This is a genomic window from Streptomyces sp. NPDC049541, from assembly GCF_044465725.1.
Taxonomy (GTDB): Bacteria; Actinomycetota; Actinomycetes; order Streptomycetales; family Streptomycetaceae; genus Streptomyces.
Window position 1 is genome coordinate 356248 of sequence record NZ_JBITLY010000004.1, and the last position, 16063, is coordinate 372310.

The window sequence follows — 16063 nt, forward strand, 5'->3', positions numbered from 1 at the left end:
CCACGATGACCGCCGGCATCGACACCCCGGACCGCCGCGGCCGCACCGGACTGGACCGCGCCGGACTCGACCTGACCGGCAATCCCCGTGTGAAGGTGCGGGAGGTGAAACTGCTCTCCAGCCACTGGTACGTCGAGCGCGCCACCACCTTCGACTTCCGGCACGCCGACGGCACCTGGTCCACCCAGCAGCGCGAGACCCACGACCGCGGCAACGGTGCCACCATGCTGCTCTACGACACCGACCGCGAAACCGTGCTGCTCACACGGCAGTTCCGCTTCCCGGTGTACGTCAACGGACACCCCGACGGCATGCTGGTCGAGACACCGGGCGGACTCCTCGACGACGATGACGAGCACCCCGAACTCGCCGTCCGCCGTGAGGTGGTGGAGGAGACAGGGCACACCATCGGCGAGGTCCAGCACGTCTTCGACGTCTACATGAGCCCGGGGTCGGTCACCGAACGCGTCAGCTTCTACGCCGCCGCCTACGGCCCCTCGACCCGTACCCACGAGGGCGGTGGCCTCGACGAGGAGGGCGAGGACATCGAGATCGTCGAACTGCCCTTCCGCCGGGCCCTGGAGATGATCCGCACCGGCGAGATCGCCGACGCCAAGACGATCATGCTGTTGCAGTGGGCGGCGCTGGAGGGCCCGTTCAGCAAGTAGTGCCCGCGGGGCCCCTTGACTTCGTGTGCGCTTCAAGCTGAAGACTCCCGTTCGTGCCCGAAACCACGGGCACGGACGGGAGGACCCGGCATGAAGTACCGCACCATCGGAACAGACCCGCACACCAGCCGCGAGGTGAGCGTGCTCGCGCTCGGCGCGATGCTGTTCGGCTCGCGGACCGACGAGGAGACGTCGTTCGCCCTGCTCGACCGGTACGTCGAAGCCGGCGGCAACTTCATCGACACCTCAGACAACTACGCCTTCTGGGAGGACGGTGGCCAGGGCGGCCAGAGCGAGGAACTCCTCGGCCGCTGGCGGCGCAGCCGCGGCATCGGCGACGAGATCTTCATCGCGACCAAGCTCGGCGCGCGCCCACTGGCCCCCGGTACCAGCTACATCGACAACCCGGAGGGCCTCTCGGCGAAGGTCATCCGTGAGTCAGCCGAACGCAGCCGCGAACGCCTCGGCGTCGACCAGCTCGACCTGCTCTACGCCCACATCGACGACCCGACCGTGCCCCAGCGGGAGACGGTCGAGGGCTTCGCGGAACTGGTCACCGAGGGCACGGTGGGGCTGCTGGGCGTCAGCAACCAGGCCGTCTGGCGGGTGGAGCGGGCCCGCGCGATCGCCGCCGCGGCCGGGCTGCCGGGCTACGAGGTCCTCCAGTACGCGCACAGCTATCTGCGCCCGCGCACCGACGTACCCAGCGACATGTTCCCGGACGGCAGCCTCGGCCACGCGGGCCCCGACCTGCTGACGTATCTGCGGGCCGACCCGGCCCTGACCCTGGTCGCGTACTCACCGCTCCTCAAGGGCAGCTACACGCACCCTGCCCGGCTGCCCGCCGACTACGACCACCCCGGCACTCCGGCCCGTCTCACCGTCCTGCACGAGATCGCCCGCGAGACCGGCGCCACCGCCAACCAGGTCGTGCTGGCCTGGCAGTTGGGCGGCGACCTCCCGGTCATCCCGCTGGCCGGTGCCTCGACGCTCGCCCAGCTGGAGGAGAACCTGGCCGCGGTCGACCTGGAACTGACGGCGGAGCAGCGCGCCAGGCTGGACGCCGCGCACTGAGACCGCTCGCCCTCACTTGGGCGGCAGAGACGCGGCGAAGGCGTATCCCTCGTCGATCCACTCGCCGAGTGTCCCGTCCTCGGTCACCGCCGAGGAGTCCACGACGACCCATCCGCGCATCGGGCGGCCCGTCATGTCGAACAGCCGGGCACCCGGCCGGGCCAGCGCGGCGTCCGTCCCGTCGGGGCCGACCCGGACCATCAGGTCGTCGCCGGTCACCCCGACGGCCATGTTGCCGTGCAGCAGGAAGGCGATGCCGCCGAACATGCGCTGCTCGGCTACCCCGGGATCGGCCCCCAGGTGCTGCCGGATCCGTCCGGCGAGTCCTTCGTCGTACGCCATGAGGGGCCTCAATCCGTGCGGTGGGTGAGTCTGCGTCCGAGGGCGCGGAGGTCCTTGCGCAGGGAGGAGCGGACCTGGCGGGCCAGGAGCGGTGCCGCCAGCCGGTAGAACCCGTCGGAGCCGCCCTGGACCCGGATGCGGGCCAGGGTGCCGGCCGGGTCCGGTTCGAAGGAGTACGTCACGTGCATGGGCATCGGGCCCGCCACCGACACCATGTCCAGCAGCCGGGGGAAGTCGTGCGCGGCCACACTCAGCACGTAGTCGATGCGCCGGCCGAGGAAGAACGCCGTCCGGGTGACCTCGGCACCGACGCCGAAGCCGCCCCCGTCCGCCTCCCGCGTCAGCTCCGCCGTACGAATCCCCTGCGTCCACTCGGCGTCGTGGCGCCAGTCCATGGCGTACTCCGCCACCCGCTCGGGCGACAGCGGGATGACGCGTGTCACGGTCACGTCGATCGTCACCTTCCCAGGATCCCCGCGCCGGGCGGCGGGCGCGCGGCGTACGTCGTCCCGATGTGACGGGTCTCTTACGCCGTCGCGCCAGAGCAGGACAAATCGCTGCCGCGGCGAGAGGCTGCTGCTGAGCCGCGGCTCGACCCGCCCCGGCGATCCCGTCCGAAGGAGTACGCCCATGACCGCATCGCCCGCGACCGACGAGGCGTACCGCTTCGAGGACCTCACCGCCCTGTTCATCAACTGCACCCTCAAGCCCTCGCCCCAGCTCAGCCACACCCAGGGGCTGATCGACAAAAGTGCGTCGATCATGATGTCGCGCGGGGTCACCACCTCCGAGATCCGCGCCGTCGACCACGACATCGCCCCCGGCGTCTACCCCGACATGACCGAGCACGGCTTCACCACCGACGACTGGCCGGCGCTGTACGAGCGGGTGATGGCCGCGGACATCCTGGTCATCGCCGGGCCGATCTGGCTCGGTGACAACAGCTCGGTCACCAAGCAGGTGATCGAGCGGCTGTACAGCTGCTCGTCGCTGCTCAACTCCGCCGGACAGTACGCCTACTACGGCAGGGTCGGCGGCTGTCTGATCACCGGCAACGAGGACGGCGTGAAGCACTGCGCGATGAACGTCCTCTACAGCCTCCAGCACCTGGGCTACACGATCCCACCGCAGGCCGACGCCGGCTGGATCGGGGCGGCGGGGCCCGGACCGTCGTATCTGGATCCCGGGTCGGGTGGCCCGGAGAACGACTTCACCAACCGCAACACCACGTTCATGACGTGGAACCTGATGCATCTGGCCGCCATGCTGAAGCGCGCCAAGGGCATCCCCGCCCACGGCAACCAGCGTTCCGAGTGGGACGCCGGCTGCCGCTTCGACGCGGAGAACCCCGAACACCGCTGAACTCCATACCCCGGCCGCCGCGGCCAGGCGAGTCGGGACGAGGAGGCGGGGGAGGGGAGCTTCGTCTTCCGGAACGGGACGGGCTCCCTCACCGCGACCGAGCCTGGGCCCCCGCGACAAGGGACGGTCTCAGGCCTCGCCCACGGTGAAGACCATGCTGCGCATCGGCGCAAGCAGCCGCAGGCGCTCCGCGTCCTCGGCGCAGGCGCGGCCCTCCGGGGAGGCGAACGCCGCGCGCAGCTCGTCGACCGTGTCCCACTCCAACTCGACGACCAGATGGGGTGGTTCGCCCCCGCGTAGGGCGGTGGGCTCGCGGCCCAGGGTGTAGCGGCGCAGGCCGGGCAGCTTGTGGGCGAGCGGGAGGTGGACCTCGCGGTAGTGCCGGTCGAATGCCGCGGGGTCCGGCGGAGTCTCGTAGACGACGAGGAAGCGCGCCGTCATCGTCCGGCCCTGCGGTAGCGCGCGAGGACGGTGGGCCCCGTCTGCTCCGCCGACTCGCATGCGAGGTGGACGGGCGGGGCGTCCGTGGGGAAGAGGCGGTCGCCGCTGCCGAGAATCGTGGGGAAGGTGATCAGGCGGTATTCGTCGATCAGGTCCTCGGCCATCAGCGCACGGACGACGCTGAGGCTGCCGGCGACGACCACGTCACGCCTCTCCTGCTTGACCGCGTCCACCAGGTCACCCGTGAGGATCCGCGAGTTGGCCCAGGCGGAGACGTCGGTGAGGGTGCGGGTGGCGACGAGCTTCCGGGCGGCGTTCACGCGCACGGAGAACGCGTCGTCGCGGTGCGGCCACAGCTGGGAGAACAGCTCCCAGGTGGTGCGGCCCAGCAGCAGGACCCCCTCGTCCAGGGCGGGCCCGAGCCGGAACTTGTCCCCGGCGACCGCCTCGGGGCCGTGCCGGAACATCCAGCCGCCGCCGGGTGTGCCCGCCCGGCCGTCCGGGTCGGAGACGAAGCCGTCCAGCGTGGTGAAGGCGATGACGATGACGCTCATGGCGAGGTCCTCTCGGAAGTCTCGATCGGTGGTCACCGGTATGTACCGGCGCCACCGGCCGGACTCATCGCCCGCGGCCGAAGTCGTCCGGGGACATCTCCCCGGGCAGGTCGAACGCCTCGAAGACACGCGGATCCGCGAACACCACGTTCCGCGCGACCCGCCCGCCGGCCACCGTGAACACCTGCAGTGTGTGCAGCCGGTGCCCGCCGTCCTGGGCGGGTGCGTAGGCGGCGAGAGCGGGCTGGCCGCCGGCGGTGAGCTGCCGTGTGAGCCACCCCGTCCCGCGCATCTCGAACACCCGTTCCATGAACAGGCCGTAGTCGCGGCGGCCCCGGTACCACAGCGGCACCGGCGGCATCTCCAGGACGGCCGCTTCGGTCAGCAGCCGCACCAGGGCGGGAACGTCGGCCGCCTCGAAGGCACGCGCGTACCGCTGGACGACCTCCCGCGCCTCCGCGTCGTCCGGCTCCTGCACCTCTCCCGGATCGCCCGCGTCGGCGACCGCGGCGCGGGCCCGCTGCAGCGAGCTGTTGACGGCGGCGACCGTCGTCCCGAGCTGCTCCGCTACCTCCGCGGCACTGAACTCCAGCACCTCCCGCAGCACCAGCACCGCCCGCTGCCGCGCCGGCAGCAGCTGCATCGCCGCCACCAGCGCCAACCGCAGATCGGCCCGCGTCTCGACGTCGTAGCGGGCGTCGGGGAACGGCTGCAGCCACGGGATGTCGAAGGAGGGCGTGAGCGGCGCCCATGGGTCCTCGCTCGGCGCACCGAGCCCGGACGGCAACGGCCGCCGCGCCCGCCCCTCCAGCGCGGTCAGACAGACATTGGTCGCGATCCGGTACAGCCAGGTCCGCACCGAGGCGCGTGAGGCGTCGTACCGCTCGCGGGCCTTCCACGCCCGCAGCATCGTCTCCTGCACCAGATCCTCGGCCTCGTGGAACGAGCCCACCATCCGATAGCAGTACGCCACCAACTCGCCCCGGTACGGCTCAAGGTCCATGGGGGTCATCATGCCTTCAGCCCGGTGGGAAGAAGGCCTGCTTTTCCGGCGGGGGCGGGACTCAGCGAGCCCCGGTCGTCGCCCGTCCCGCCGGCGGGCCCGGCCCGCCGACCACCCGGTTCACCGGCGGAGCCGGGGCGTGAGGACCGTGCGTACGGCCTTGGCGACCTTGCTCGCGGCGGAGCCGTCGTCTTCTTCGGGCTCCGGTTCCAGCGTGCGCTGGATCTGCTGGAGGAGCTGGTCGGCCGACCGCCACACCGGGACGAACAGGCCGGCGACCGGCCCCACGCCCGGGATCGGGCCGCCGGACAGCTCGGTCACCTTCTTGGCTGCCGCGACCGTCGCCGGGTCCCGCAGGATCACGTGCACCTCGTCGTCGACCAGCCGGAGCTCCATCTTGCGCGCGGCGGCCTCCTCCGGGTTCGCGTCCGTGGTCGTCTCCGGGTCCAGTTCGTCGATCTTGGCGGCCACGGCGTCCGGGTCGACGCCGAGTTCGCGCAGCACCCTGGCCGCCATGCTGTTCTCCGCCCGCAGCATGGCCTCCAGCAGGTGGTGGCTGCCGACCGGAGCGCCGCCGGCCAGTGCGCCCGCGGTGGACAGGGTGTCCTCGGTGGCGGGTGTGCCGTTCGGCCAGGGGCCGGCCGTGGTGTCCTGCGCCCCCTCCACCGAGGCCAGCACCGCGGCACGGATCTTGCTGACCGGAGTGATCCGCTCGGCGAGCACCTTCGCGCCGACGCCCTCACCCTCCCTGACCAGGGCGAGCAGGATGTGTTCCGTACCAATGTCGCTGTGGTGGAGCTGCTGCGCCTCGCGCAGGGCGAGTTCCAGCACCTTCTTCGCGCGCCCCGCGAACGGGATGTGACCGCTCAGTTCCTTCGTGCCGGGCTCGACCGCCGCGGCGATGTCGGCCTGCGCGGTCTCCTTGTCGTACCCGAGCTGGTGCAGGACTTGCGCCGCAGTGCCGTCCGGCACGTCGAGCAGCCCCAGCAGGAGGTGCTCCGTGCCGATGTGGCCGTGGTTGAGCTGCCTCGCCTGCTCCTGGGCCGCGACGACCACCCGGCGGGCCTTCACTGTGAACCTCTCGAAAGTCATGTCTCCATGGTCTCAACCCTGTCAATACACTGGTATTGATAGGGTCACCGTGTCGAAGGGAGGGTGCGATGGAGACACCGTCGGACTGGGAGGACCGGCTCGCGCGTTGGCAGAACGAGCTGGAGCTGTTCGAGCAGCTGGACGAGAAACCCTGGGTCACGCTGGCGAAGGCCGAAGCCGAGACCGGCGTGTCCCGCTCGGCCCTGCGCGCCTGGTACCGCAACGGCGAGATCCAGTCCCGGCTGGTGGACGGCCCGAACGGGCCGCAGCGCCTGGTCCAGCTGGACGCGGTGATCGAGCGCGCCGCCGCGTCCCCGCGCATTCAGCGGCGGGCGGAGCGGGAAGTCAGCCTGGAAGCCCAGGTCGCCCTGCTACGACACCGGGTCGACCAGCTCGAACTGCGGCTCGCGGCGCTGGAGCGGAAGTGACGGCCTGCTGAGCCGTCGGCGGACGACCCCGTGGCGGGAGGACGGGGTGTCCGGGCGGTGCTTCCGCCGCTGCCCCCGGCTCCGCCCTGCCGGGTGGACCGGGAGGTGGAGGATGGTGATGTGCCGGACCTCGGCGGCGCCGCTCCGCGCGAAGCGGCCGCGGCGACCATGTGACGCCCCGAGCACGACGAGCCGAAGGAGAGCGGTCCATGAATGCACTTCCCACCGAACGGTCCCTGCGCACCACCCCCGAAGGCCTCCTGTGGGAGCCCAGCGAGCGCTGGGTGCGCGGCCGCAAGGGTGACGTCACTGTCGTCGACAGCCGGCACCCCGTCCTCGTCTGGGAGCCCACGCTGCCCGTACCGCAGTACGCCTTCCCGCGCGCCGACGTACGCGAGGACCTGCTGCGCCCCGCGAAGAACCCGCGGACGGGCGCCCACACCGGATCCACAATCTTCTACGACCTCGAAGCCGGCGGTGAGCTGCTGGAGAACGCCGCCTGGACCTTCCCGGCCGCCGACCTGGCCCAGTACATCGCCTTCGAGTGGTTCCGGCGCAGCGGCAGGGGCCTGGACCACTGGTACGAGGAGGAGGAAGAGATCTTCATCCACCCCCGTGACCCCCACAAGCGGGTGGATGCCATCGCGAGCAGCCGGCACGTCCAGGTGTCGGTCGGCGGCACGCTCGTCGCCGACACCCACCGGCCCGTGCTGCTCTTCGAGACCGGTCTGCCGACCCGTTACTACGTACCGCGCGAGGACGTCCGCCTCGACCTTCTCGAACCCACCGAGCACCACACCGGCTGCCCCTACAAAGGCACGGCACAGTACTGGTCGCTGCGCGGCGAGGCCGACGTGCCGCCGAACGTCGTCTGGAGCTACCCGGACCCGCTGCCCGCCGTGGGCACGATCAAGGGGCTCCTGGCGTTCTACAACGAGGTGGCGGACATCGTCGTGGACGGGGAGCGCGTGGAGCGCCCCGTCACACCCTTCAGCACGATGCTCAGACAGAGCAGCCGACGTGGGCGAGGGCCTGCCTGAGCAGCACCCCGTGCCCGCCGGGCATCTCGCTCTGCACCGCTTCCGACACGGCCTCCTGCGGACTGAACCACACCAGGTCCAGGGCGTCCTGCCGGGGCCGGCAGTCGCCGGTGACCGGGACGACATACGCCAGGGACACCGCGTGCTGGCGCGGGTCGTGGTACGGCGTGACGCCCAGCGTCGGGAAGTACTCCGCGACCGTGAACGGCTGCAGCGAGGCCGGGATCCGGGGCAGCGCCACCGGGCCGAGGTCCTTCTCCAGGTGGCGCAGCAGGGCGTCACGGACCCGCTCGTGGTGCAGCACGCGACCGGAGACCAGGGTCCGGCTGACCGTCCCGTCCGGGCCGATGCGCAGCAGCAGGCCGACGCTGGTGACTTCGCCGCTGTCGTCGACGCGCACGGGCACCGCCTCGACGTACAGGATCGGCATACGGGCGCGTGCCAGCTCGAGATCGTCGGAGCTGAGCCAGCCCGGCGTGGTTTCGGTCATGTCAGACATTGCTTGATCATACTTTCAGGAGGGGCCGGAAAGGCCGTAGACCCGGCGTGCATTGTGTGCTCCCGCCCACTCTGCGAACCGCAGCGCGTCCGGCAGACTCAGTTCGTCGGCGTCCACCCGGTCCTGCAGCAGACCGGCCAGACCGCGGCGGAAGGCGAGCGCGCCCAGACAGTAGAACTCGGCCACACCGTAGGCGTCGGAGCTGTACAGCAGCTTGCGGAACGGCGTGATCTCCAAGGCCTCCTCCAGAACCGCCCGGGCGCGCGCCGGGCCGACGTAGTGGAGGGTGAGGCCCACGTCCAGGTACACGTGCTCGAACACGGCGGCCAGATAGGCGGCCTGGCGCTGGTACGGCCAGCAGTGCAGGAGCAGCACCGGGATGGTGCCGGTGGTCAGGTGCAGCCAGTCGGTGAGGTGGCTGGGGTCGACGCGGTGCAGCCGGATGTCGTTGTCGCCGAAGCCGGTGTGGAGCTGCAGGGGGAGGCCGAGGTCGACCGCGGTCCACAGCAGGTGCCGTACGAGGACGGGATCGTCCAGCCGGCCGCCGCGCGCCGACCAGTGCCGGGCCGCCTCGGTGACCTGCGTATGCGAGGGGCGCACCGGGTCCAGGTCGAAGCCGGTGCGGTAGGCGGCCACGGACTTCACCGCCACCACGCCCGGCCGCTGCACGGCCTCCAGCGCCGCCGCCTGAAAGGCGTCGCCGTAGTCGCCGGGCTCGACTCCCCGCGCCGCCACCGCCTCGGCGACGCCCTCCAGCCGTACGACCTCGTACGCCGTTCCGCCCGCGGTCTCGGCCAGCTCAGCGGGCGTGGTGAGGCGCTGCGGGGCGTACCCGGTGTCCACGCAGAACGTGCTTGTCCGAGCGGCGGTGAGGAAACGGCGGTGTACCTCCTGTCCGCCCAACTCAGCGCGCCGGGCGAGGTATTCGTCGGCCGGTGCGTGGCGCGGCAGGTCCAGGAGGGGAGCACAGTGGCGGCGGACCGCGATCCCGACCGGGCTGTCGAAGGGGGAGACGCCGGGCCAGGCCGAGCCCTCGGTGATCAGGTCCTCGAAGTCCTCCCGGGGCAGGTCGGCGGTGACGACGCCGTGGCAGTGGTGGTCCACCAACTCCAGTGCGTCGAGCGCCTCTTGGACCGGGCCGGTCATGGTCAGTACTTCCAGCGGTAGGCCGCCGCCAGCCGCTCGTCGTCCATCCCGTGTGCCGCCGCGATCTCCCCTTGTCGTACGGCGATCACGGCGTCCGCGAGGACCGGGCCGAGGGCGGTCCGCAGCAGTTCGTCCTTGCGGAACTCCTCGACGGCTTCGGTGAGCGAGGCCGGCAGGCGGCGGACGCCCCGGGCCGCCGCGTCCGCGGGGTCGAGGCGGGCCGGATCGCCGGTGATCTCCTCGGGCAGGGGCGTGGACGAGGTCAGGCCGTCGAGTCCGGCGGCGATGAGGCAGGCGAGGGCGAGATACGGATTGGCGGCCAGGTCGACCGGCTTGACCTCCAGGTTCGCCGCCTGGTCGTGCAGGCCCGCCGTGCCCGTGACGACCCGCACCGCGGCCTCACGGGTCTCGCGGCCCCAGGCGGTGAACACCCCGGCCCACTGGGAGGGCTTGAGGCGCAGATAGCTTGCCGGGCTGGGCGCGGTCACCGCCGTGAGGGCCGGGAGGCGGGCGAGCACCCCGGCCGCGAAGGACTCGGCGTCGGCCGTCATGCCGTGGCGGCCCTCGCCCCCCGAGTGCAGATTGACGCCGTCGCGCCAGGCGGAGAGGTGGATGTGGCCGCCGTTGCCGACGCCCTGCGCGAAGACCGCTGGGGCGAAGGACACCACCAGCCCGTGGCGCCGGGCCACCGCCCGGACGGTCTGCCGCACCAGCACGCTCCGGTCGGCCGCGGCCACCGGGTCGAGGGCGCCCACGGAGATCTCGAACTGCCCGGCCGCGTACTCGGGATGGATCTGCTCGACGTCCACGCCCTGCGCGGCGAGCGCGGCCAGCAGGTCGGCGGTGCAGTCGCTGAGTTCGACCTGGCGGGTGGCGCTGTAGGCGGGTCCCGAGGTCGCGGGCACGAAGTCGCCGCTCTCCGCTGGGCCCTGGCCGACGGCCCACTCGATCTCGATGCCGGCCTTGAAGGTGAGGCCGTGCCGGTCGGCGGCCTCCGAGACGACGCGGCGCAGGACCGTGCGGCTGCAGCCCGGGTGCGGCTCGCCCTCCTGGGTGATCCGGTCCACCGGCGCCCACGCCCAGCCGGGCTGTCCGGCCAGGACGACGAGTTGGTCGAGGTCGGGGTAGAGGCGCAGGTCGCCGTCCGGGGAGCCCAGGACGTCGGTGGAGACGATGGAGTCGTTCGCCAGGAACGTGTCGAACACCGGCGACATGCCCACGCCCCAGGCCGCCGCCGAGGCCAGCCTGGCCGTCGGGACGGTCTTCACCCGGCCGACGCCCGCGGTGTCGACGTACGCCAGGACGATGCCGTGCACGCCCCGCCCGGACAGTTCGTCGCCGAGCGCGGTGGCCCGTTCGACGTCACCCGGGCGGCCGCCGGGGACGGGGTCGGCAAGGGTCGTCATACGTCCTCCACGCTCGGCACGTCCGACAGGGGTGCTCCGTCAGGGTTTCACGGCCACCCCACCGAACTGCGGTACCACGGCGGGCGATCCGGGCTCGGCACGCCACTGCGAGCACGACACCAGGCCAGGCTCGAGGAGGTCCAGCCCCTCGAAGAAGGCGGCGATGTCCTCGCCGCTGCGGGCGGTGATCGGCGGGGTGGCGTTCTCGTTCCAGAACTTCATCGCCGGGATCTGGCCCGCCCCGCCCAGGTCGTCGTCGAAGGTGGGGTGGGTGAGGACCAGGAAGCTGCCGGAGGGCACCGCGGCGACGACCTTCCGTACGATCTCGCGCGCCTTCTCCGTGTCCAGCACGAAGTTGAGGATGCCCAGCATCATCACCGCGACCGGCTGGGTGAGGTCGAGAGTCCGGGAGGCGCGTTCGAGGATGGCGTCGGGGTCGTGGACGTCCGCGTCGATGTAGTCGGTGACGCCCTCATGGGTGCCCGTCAGCAGGGTGCGGGCGTGGGCGAGCACGATGGGGTCGTTGTCGACGTAGACGATGCGGGCGTCGGGGGCGATCCGCTGGGCGATCTGGTGGGTGTTGTCCGCGGTCGGCAGCCCGGTGCCGATGTCCAGGAACTGCCGCACCCCGCGCTCCTCGGCCAGGAACCGCACCGCCCGGCCCAGGAACCAGCGGTCCGCGCGGGCGATCTCCCGGATGATCGGGAACATCCCGGCGACGTGCTCGCCGACCTGCTGGTCGACCTCGTAGTTGTCCTTGCCGCCGATCCAGTAGTTCCACACGCGCGCGTTGTGCGCCACACCGGTGTTCAGCCTCGCCGACCCGCCCGGGGTGTGGCTCTCACTCACAACTCTGCTCCTTCTCAACACCTGTGGCCGTCGCCGCCATTGTGCCGTCCGGTGATCACGCTGTCCCGGGAATCGGCCGATCAGGTGTGCGGAACGGGCCGGTCGACCGACCGTCAGCCGCTCCGGGCGGGACCCGCGGCGGGCGTCCTGCCGCTCTGGACGTCCTTGAGCCGCTGGGCACCCGTGCGCACCGCCAGCTCCAGCGAGGGGCGCGCGCCCCCGGCCAGGCCACCGGCGGTGACGGTGATCGCGTCGTTGCCCACGCGTACGGCGGCCACGTCCAGGGTGAGGGTCGCGGGTGCGCCGTCCGCTGTCCCCTGCACCGTCACATGCAGGCCCTGCCGGGCGTCGCCCTGCTTGGGCACCGAGGCGGAGGTCACCTGGACCGTCCGCTTGCCGCCCTTGGCGTCGGTCGCGGTGAACTGGTCGCACTTGACCGGCAGGGTCTTCAACCAGGCCAAAGCGGCGCTCAGCCGGACGGGGTTGTAGGCGGCGACCTGGTGGAGCAGACGGGAGTCGCCCTGCTCGAAGCCGGTCAGCGCGGACACGCCGCTCGGCTTGCCCAGCAGGTCGTCGTCGTAGAGCGCGTCGAGGAGCCGCTGACAGTCGGCGGCATTCGCCTTCGCGGTCAGGAACTGGGCGACGTCGACCTTCCCGACGAGCAGGGTGTCGCCCCAGGCGGCGGCGCCCTTGACCTGGTTCCAGTCGCCTTCCAGGTCGTCCTCGGTGATGAGCGCGGCCTGTGCAGCGGACTTGGTGAGGCGGGCCGGGGCGGTGGGCGTGTTCCGGGCGAGCGGGGTGGCGGTGACCTCGGAGGCCGTCGAACCACCGCCGCCGCCCCCGCCCGAACAGGCAGCAGCGGTGGTCAGCAGCGCGGCCGCGGTCGACGCGGAGGCGAGCACGCGGAGGAGACGGGACGGACGACGGGTCATGACGGACGCCTCCGGAGAAGCCGGGAGAGGTGACAGGGGTGACAGGGGTGACAGGGGTGACAGCGGTGACAGACGTGACAGAAGTGGCCTTCCCAGCGCACCATCCGCCCCACTGCCCCACCAGCGCACTGGTCCGTCCGGGTGAGCAGGCCCAGCGGTACGGCAACTCGAACGCGCCGCCCGGCATGCCCGCACTTCCACCCGCGGCGACACTGACCCCATGCCGACGCGTACCGAGGAGTGACCATGCTGCCCGGATTCCTCGCCAGGGCGGTGGCGTTGCTGCTCGGTCGGCAGGGACGCTCCCTGCACCTGAAAGCGGCGGGCGGGGCGACGGCCGTGCTGGGCGTGGTGATGCTCATCGGCTCGTGGGCCGTCGTCGCCGCCGAACAGGACGCACCACGCGCCAATCTGCGGACGTACCCGCAGGCCCTGTGGTGGTCGATCGAGACGGCGACCACCGTCGGGTACGGCGACTTCTACCCGGTGACCCTCGGCGGCCGTGTCATCGGCGCCGTCGTGATGGTCGTCGGAATCACCACATACGGCATGGTCACCGCGGCCCTCGCCACCTGGTTCGTCGGACGGGAGCAGAAACGCCGCCACCATCTCGCCCTGCACGCCCACGAGTTGGGCGAGGAGACCGCCCGTGCCCTGCATGAACGCTTCGACCGGCTGGAGCGGATGGTGGCCGGGAGCGGCGAGCGGAACTGAGGGCGAGAGCGCTCCTTGCTACCCGTGAGTACCCCGCCGTGTGACTTCTGTGACGCCTGAGGTACGGTCCCCCGGGTTCGCGCGTACCCGCACGCCGCGGACTGTTTTTCGGGCGGTGTCGAAGGGGGGCGGCGGAAGCATGGAGTTCCACTTGGTCGACGAGGGCGGCGCGGGGCGGGCCGGCACGCGGCTGGAGGACCTGGCTCCGGAACCCCTGATGACCCGGGACTACGAGACCCGTCCCGCGCTCGTCTACGAGCGGCTGCGGGAGCGCCACGGCCCGGTCGCGCCGGTCGACCTGCTGGGTGTGCCCGCGTGGCTCGTGCTCGGTTACCGCGAGTCGCTGCAGGTGCTCCAGGACGACGCCGGCTGGCCCAAGGGCCTGGAGAACTGGCGGGCCCGTACGGAGGGCCGGGTGCCCGCCGACTGGCCGCTCGGCCCCTCCCTCGAGGTCAACCACGTCCTGATCCAGGGCGGCCCCGGATACCGCACGCTGCGCGGCGCCTGGGATGCGGCCCTGCGCCCCTTCCAGGACGCGCGGAGCCCGCAGGCCAAGCGACTCAAGGCGGCCGTCACCGGATACGCCGACGAGCTGATCTCCCTGCTCGCCCAGGGCGGCGGCACGGGCATGGCCGACCTGTCGGCGCAGTTCTCCCGCCCGCTGCCGCTGATGGCGGCGAGCCATCTGCTCGGCTTCCCGGGCTCGCAGGGCGACGACGCCCTGATGGACATGTGGCGGGTGCTGGACGCCGGCCCGGACGCCGAACCCGCCCTCGCCCGCCTGCTGGTGACGCTCAGCGAACTGGCCGCCGCCAAGATCGAGAAGCCGGGCGAGGACTTCCCCTCCCATCTGCTGGCCGCCCACCCGGACCTCTCCGTCGACGCGCTGGCCCGCGAACTGTTCATGCTGCTCGGCATGACCTCCGACCATGTCGGCATCCTCATCTCCAACACGGTCGTCGAGGTGATCGCGGGAGACAGCGAGGGTGGGGTGCGCACCACCCTGTCCGCGGGAATGGTGCGCGAGACCATGAACCGGGTGGTCATGCGCAAGCCGCCGCTGGTCAACTTCGTGCCGAGGTTCGCGGCCGCGGACACCCGGCTCGGCAACTACACCATCCACGCCGGTGACCCCGTGTGGGTCTCCTCCGCCGCCGCCCACGCCGACCCCCTCTTCGCCGGCCAGATGGCACCCGGCGCCGGCATCAGCAGCCGCGCGCACCTGTCCTGGGGCGCGGGGCCCCGCCAGTGCCCGGCCCGCGAGCTGGCGTCGACGATCGCTGCGGCGGGCGTCAGCCGTGTCTTCGAACGGTTCGGGCACCTGGAGCTCGCCCTGCCCGTCGACCAACTGCCGTGGCGTTCCTCACCGTTCATGCGGGGGCTGCGCTCGCTGCCGGTGCGCTACGAACTGTCCGGGCCTCCGCTGCCTCTCGCGCCGGCACCCGCGGCCGAGGCACCGGACGCCTCGCCGGCACCGGACCAGGCCGCCAAGCGGCGCTCGTCGCTGTGGCGCTATCTGACGGGCCTGATCCGGTCCGGAAGCTGAGCGTCCGCGCAGCTCGCGTAGGGTGGCGGGACCGCCGTAAGCCGTCCGGCGCCCCGTCGCGCCCCACCGGAAGCAGGTCATGTCCTCCGCCGCCTCGCCCCTCCTCACCGCCTCCGGCCCGCACACCGGCTCCGCCGACATACGCCTCGTCGTCACCGACATGGACGGCACGCTGCTGGACGACGCCAAGCGGATCCCGCCCGGCCTGTGGGAGACGCTGGCCGAACTGCGCCGGCGCGGAGTGCTGTTCAGCCCCGCGAGCGGACGGCAGTACGCCACCCTGGCCCGGGAGTTCGCCGAGGTCGCCGAGGGCATGGTGTTCATCGCGGAGAACGGCACCTACGTGGTGCGCGACGGCGTGGAGCTCAGCTCGGACCCCCTGGAGCCGGGTGTCGCGGGCCGCGTCGTGCAGGCCGTACGACAGCTGGTGGCCGGGGGCGTGGACGTGGGCGCCGTCGTCTGCGGCAAGCGCTCCGCCTACGTCGAGCGCAGCGACGAGGCGTTCCTGGCGGAGGTGCGCAAGTACTACGTCGAACACCGCGTCGTGGAGGACGCCACCGCGCTCGACGACGAGGTCATCAAGGTCGCTCTCTTCGACTTCGGCTCCGCCGCGCACACCACCGCACCCGCGCTCCAGTCCTTCACCCCCACCCACCAGGTGGTCGTCTCCGGCGAGCACTGGGTCGACGTCATGAACCGCACCGCCAACAAGGGCGCAGCCCTGCGCCGACTCCAGCACGACCTGGGCATCACACCCGCCCAGACCATGGTCTTCGGCGACTACCTCAACGACCTGGAGATGCTCGACGCCGCCGAGTGGTCCTTCGCCATGGCCAACGCCCACCCGGACGTCATCACCCGGGCCCGCCATCTCGCCCCGTCCAACAACGACAACGGAGTGCTGCGCACCGTCGCGCACGTGCTGAACCTCTAGCCGGTCGGCTGCGCACCCTGGTGTCACGGCCGA

Annotated in this window: 18 protein-coding genes and 1 pseudogene; 8 read left to right on the forward strand and 11 right to left on the reverse strand. The window is 71.8% G+C overall.

The features are described from left to right. The first annotated feature begins 5 nt into the window (after positions 1-5). Both ACIBW9_RS17405 and ACIBW9_RS17410 read left to right on the forward strand, forming a co-directional pair. Positions 6-668: an NUDIX domain-containing protein gene (locus ACIBW9_RS17405; protein ID WP_398955809.1), complete on the forward strand. Its 663-nt coding sequence runs from the start codon at positions 6-8 to the stop codon at positions 666-668. A gap of 90 nt (positions 669-758) precedes the next feature. Beyond that, a complete protein-coding gene (locus tag ACIBW9_RS17410) occupies positions 759-1742 on the forward strand; it encodes an aldo/keto reductase (protein WP_398955811.1) in 984 nt (327 codons plus the stop codon). Between the two features lie 12 nt (positions 1743-1754). Here the strand turns inward: ACIBW9_RS17410 and ACIBW9_RS17415 are convergent, their stop codons facing one another. After that, positions 1755-2084, reverse strand: a complete 330-nt coding sequence (locus tag ACIBW9_RS17415) for a TfoX/Sxy family protein (protein ID WP_398955814.1) — start codon at positions 2082-2084, stop codon at positions 1755-1757. Positions 2085-2092: 8 nt separating this feature from the next. Beyond that, positions 2093-2545: an SRPBCC family protein gene (locus ACIBW9_RS17420; RefSeq protein ID WP_398955816.1), complete on the reverse strand. Its 453-nt coding sequence runs from the start codon at positions 2543-2545 to the stop codon at positions 2093-2095. Between the two features lie 169 nt (positions 2546-2714). Between ACIBW9_RS17420 and ACIBW9_RS17425 the strand changes: the two genes are divergently transcribed. Continuing rightward, the gene (locus ACIBW9_RS17425) at positions 2715-3446 is read left to right on the forward strand and encodes a flavodoxin family protein (protein ID WP_398955818.1); all 732 of its coding nucleotides are present in this window, start codon (positions 2715-2717) and stop codon (positions 3444-3446) included. A 129-nt stretch (positions 3447-3575) separates the two neighbouring features. Here the strand turns inward: ACIBW9_RS17425 and ACIBW9_RS17430 are convergent, their stop codons facing one another. From ACIBW9_RS17430 to ACIBW9_RS17445, 4 genes and pseudogenes are all read right to left on the reverse strand, one after another. Further along, the gene (locus ACIBW9_RS17430; RefSeq protein WP_398955820.1) at positions 3576-3887 is read right to left on the reverse strand and encodes an EthD family reductase; all 312 of its coding nucleotides are present in this window, start codon (positions 3885-3887) and stop codon (positions 3576-3578) included. Then, a complete protein-coding gene (locus tag ACIBW9_RS17435; protein WP_398955822.1) occupies positions 3884-4441 on the reverse strand; it encodes a dihydrofolate reductase family protein in 558 nt (185 codons plus the stop codon). The genes ACIBW9_RS17430 and ACIBW9_RS17435 overlap by 4 nt, the downstream gene beginning before the upstream one ends. A gap of 64 nt (positions 4442-4505) precedes the next feature. Beyond that, a pseudogene (locus ACIBW9_RS17440) lies at positions 4506-5513 on the reverse strand (sigma-70 family RNA polymerase sigma factor); the annotation flags it as partial. A gap of 51 nt (positions 5514-5564) precedes the next feature. Next, positions 5565-6536, reverse strand: a complete 972-nt coding sequence (locus ACIBW9_RS17445; protein WP_398955824.1) for a Clp protease N-terminal domain-containing protein — start codon at positions 6534-6536, stop codon at positions 5565-5567. A 68-nt stretch (positions 6537-6604) separates the two neighbouring features. Between ACIBW9_RS17445 and ACIBW9_RS17450 the strand changes: the two genes are divergently transcribed. Then, positions 6605-6964: an excisionase gene (locus ACIBW9_RS17450; RefSeq protein ID WP_398955826.1), complete on the forward strand. Its 360-nt coding sequence runs from the start codon at positions 6605-6607 to the stop codon at positions 6962-6964. A gap of 209 nt (positions 6965-7173) precedes the next feature. Then, entirely contained in the window at positions 7174-8004 is an 831-nt protein-coding gene (locus ACIBW9_RS17455; protein WP_398955828.1) for a DUF427 domain-containing protein, read from the forward strand. Here the strand turns inward: ACIBW9_RS17455 and ACIBW9_RS17460 are convergent. The 5 genes from ACIBW9_RS17460 to ACIBW9_RS17480 form a co-directional block, all read right to left on the reverse strand. Beyond that, positions 7967-8503 carry an NUDIX hydrolase family protein gene (locus ACIBW9_RS17460; RefSeq protein WP_115910498.1) on the reverse strand — a complete coding sequence of 179 codons (537 nt, stop codon included), beginning with the start codon at positions 8501-8503 and terminating at the stop codon, positions 7967-7969. The two genes, ACIBW9_RS17455 and ACIBW9_RS17460, sit on opposite strands and share 38 nt — an antisense overlap. Before the next feature lie 15 nt (positions 8504-8518). Beyond that, complete coding sequence (locus ACIBW9_RS17465) at positions 8519-9649, reverse strand: amidohydrolase family protein (protein WP_398955830.1); 1131 nt, start codon at positions 9647-9649, stop codon at positions 8519-8521. 2 nt (positions 9650-9651) lie between these two features. Next, positions 9652-11055 (reverse strand): glutamine synthetase family protein, encoded by a 1404-nt coding sequence (locus ACIBW9_RS17470; protein ID WP_398955832.1) that lies wholly within the window; start codon positions 11053-11055, stop codon positions 9652-9654. 39 nt (positions 11056-11094) lie between these two features. Further along, complete coding sequence (locus ACIBW9_RS17475) at positions 11095-11904, reverse strand: SAM-dependent methyltransferase (protein ID WP_398955834.1); 810 nt, start codon at positions 11902-11904, stop codon at positions 11095-11097. Between the two features lie 113 nt (positions 11905-12017). After that, positions 12018-12836: a hypothetical protein gene (locus ACIBW9_RS17480; protein WP_398955836.1), complete on the reverse strand. Its 819-nt coding sequence runs from the start codon at positions 12834-12836 to the stop codon at positions 12018-12020. A gap of 246 nt (positions 12837-13082) precedes the next feature. On the opposite strand from ACIBW9_RS17480, the gene ACIBW9_RS17485 reads away from it, so the two are divergent. The 3 genes from ACIBW9_RS17485 to ACIBW9_RS17495 all read left to right on the forward strand — a co-directional run bounded on the left by ACIBW9_RS17485 (position 13083) and on the right by ACIBW9_RS17495 (position 16030). Continuing rightward, positions 13083-13550 (forward strand): potassium channel family protein, encoded by a 468-nt coding sequence (locus ACIBW9_RS17485; RefSeq protein ID WP_398955838.1) that lies wholly within the window; start codon positions 13083-13085, stop codon positions 13548-13550. Positions 13551-13689: 139 nt separating this feature from the next. Next, the gene (locus tag ACIBW9_RS17490) at positions 13690-15096 is read left to right on the forward strand and encodes a cytochrome (protein WP_398955840.1); all 1407 of its coding nucleotides are present in this window, start codon (positions 13690-13692) and stop codon (positions 15094-15096) included. Positions 15097-15175: 79 nt separating this feature from the next. Continuing rightward, positions 15176-16030, forward strand: a complete 855-nt coding sequence (locus tag ACIBW9_RS17495; RefSeq protein ID WP_398955842.1) for a Cof-type HAD-IIB family hydrolase — start codon at positions 15176-15178, stop codon at positions 16028-16030. Positions 16031-16063: the final 33 nt, after the last annotated feature.

Bases quoted from the DNA above. Each gene is read 5' to 3' on its own strand.
- ACIBW9_RS17430 (WP_398955820.1), bottom strand. From the start codon at position 3,887: ATGACGGCGCGCTTCCTCGTCGTCTACGAGACTCCGCCGGACCCCGCG.
- ACIBW9_RS17470 (WP_398955832.1), bottom strand. From the start codon at position 11,055: ATGACGACCCTTGCCGACCCCGTCCCCGGCGGCCGCCCGGGTGACGTC.
- ACIBW9_RS17460 (WP_115910498.1), bottom strand. From the start codon at position 8,503: ATGTCTGACATGACCGAAACCACGCCGGGCTGGCTCAGCTCCGACGAT.
- ACIBW9_RS17445 (WP_398955824.1), bottom strand. From the start codon at position 6,536: ATGACTTTCGAGAGGTTCACAGTGAAGGCCCGCCGGGTGGTCGTCGCG.
- ACIBW9_RS17435 (WP_398955822.1), bottom strand. From the start codon at position 4,441: ATGAGCGTCATCGTCATCGCCTTCACCACGCTGGACGGCTTCGTCTCC.
- ACIBW9_RS17410 (WP_398955811.1), top strand. From the start codon at position 759: ATGAAGTACCGCACCATCGGAACAGACCCGCACACCAGCCGCGAGGTG.
- ACIBW9_RS17495 (WP_398955842.1), top strand. From the start codon at position 15,176: ATGTCCTCCGCCGCCTCGCCCCTCCTCACCGCCTCCGGCCCGCACACC.
- ACIBW9_RS17450 (WP_398955826.1), top strand. From the start codon at position 6,605: ATGGAGACACCGTCGGACTGGGAGGACCGGCTCGCGCGTTGGCAGAAC.
- ACIBW9_RS17480 (WP_398955836.1), bottom strand. From the start codon at position 12,836: ATGACCCGTCGTCCGTCCCGTCTCCTCCGCGTGCTCGCCTCCGCGTCG.
- ACIBW9_RS17490 (WP_398955840.1), top strand. From the start codon at position 13,690: ATGGAGTTCCACTTGGTCGACGAGGGCGGCGCGGGGCGGGCCGGCACG.
- ACIBW9_RS17415 (WP_398955814.1), bottom strand. From the start codon at position 2,084: ATGGCGTACGACGAAGGACTCGCCGGACGGATCCGGCAGCACCTGGGG.
- ACIBW9_RS17485 (WP_398955838.1), top strand. From the start codon at position 13,083: ATGCTGCCCGGATTCCTCGCCAGGGCGGTGGCGTTGCTGCTCGGTCGG.
- ACIBW9_RS17465 (WP_398955830.1), bottom strand. From the start codon at position 9,649: ATGACCGGCCCGGTCCAAGAGGCGCTCGACGCACTGGAGTTGGTGGAC.
- ACIBW9_RS17455 (WP_398955828.1), top strand. From the start codon at position 7,174: ATGAATGCACTTCCCACCGAACGGTCCCTGCGCACCACCCCCGAAGGC.
- ACIBW9_RS17405 (WP_398955809.1), top strand. From the start codon at position 6: ATGACCGCCGGCATCGACACCCCGGACCGCCGCGGCCGCACCGGACTG.
- ACIBW9_RS17425 (WP_398955818.1), top strand. From the start codon at position 2,715: ATGACCGCATCGCCCGCGACCGACGAGGCGTACCGCTTCGAGGACCTC.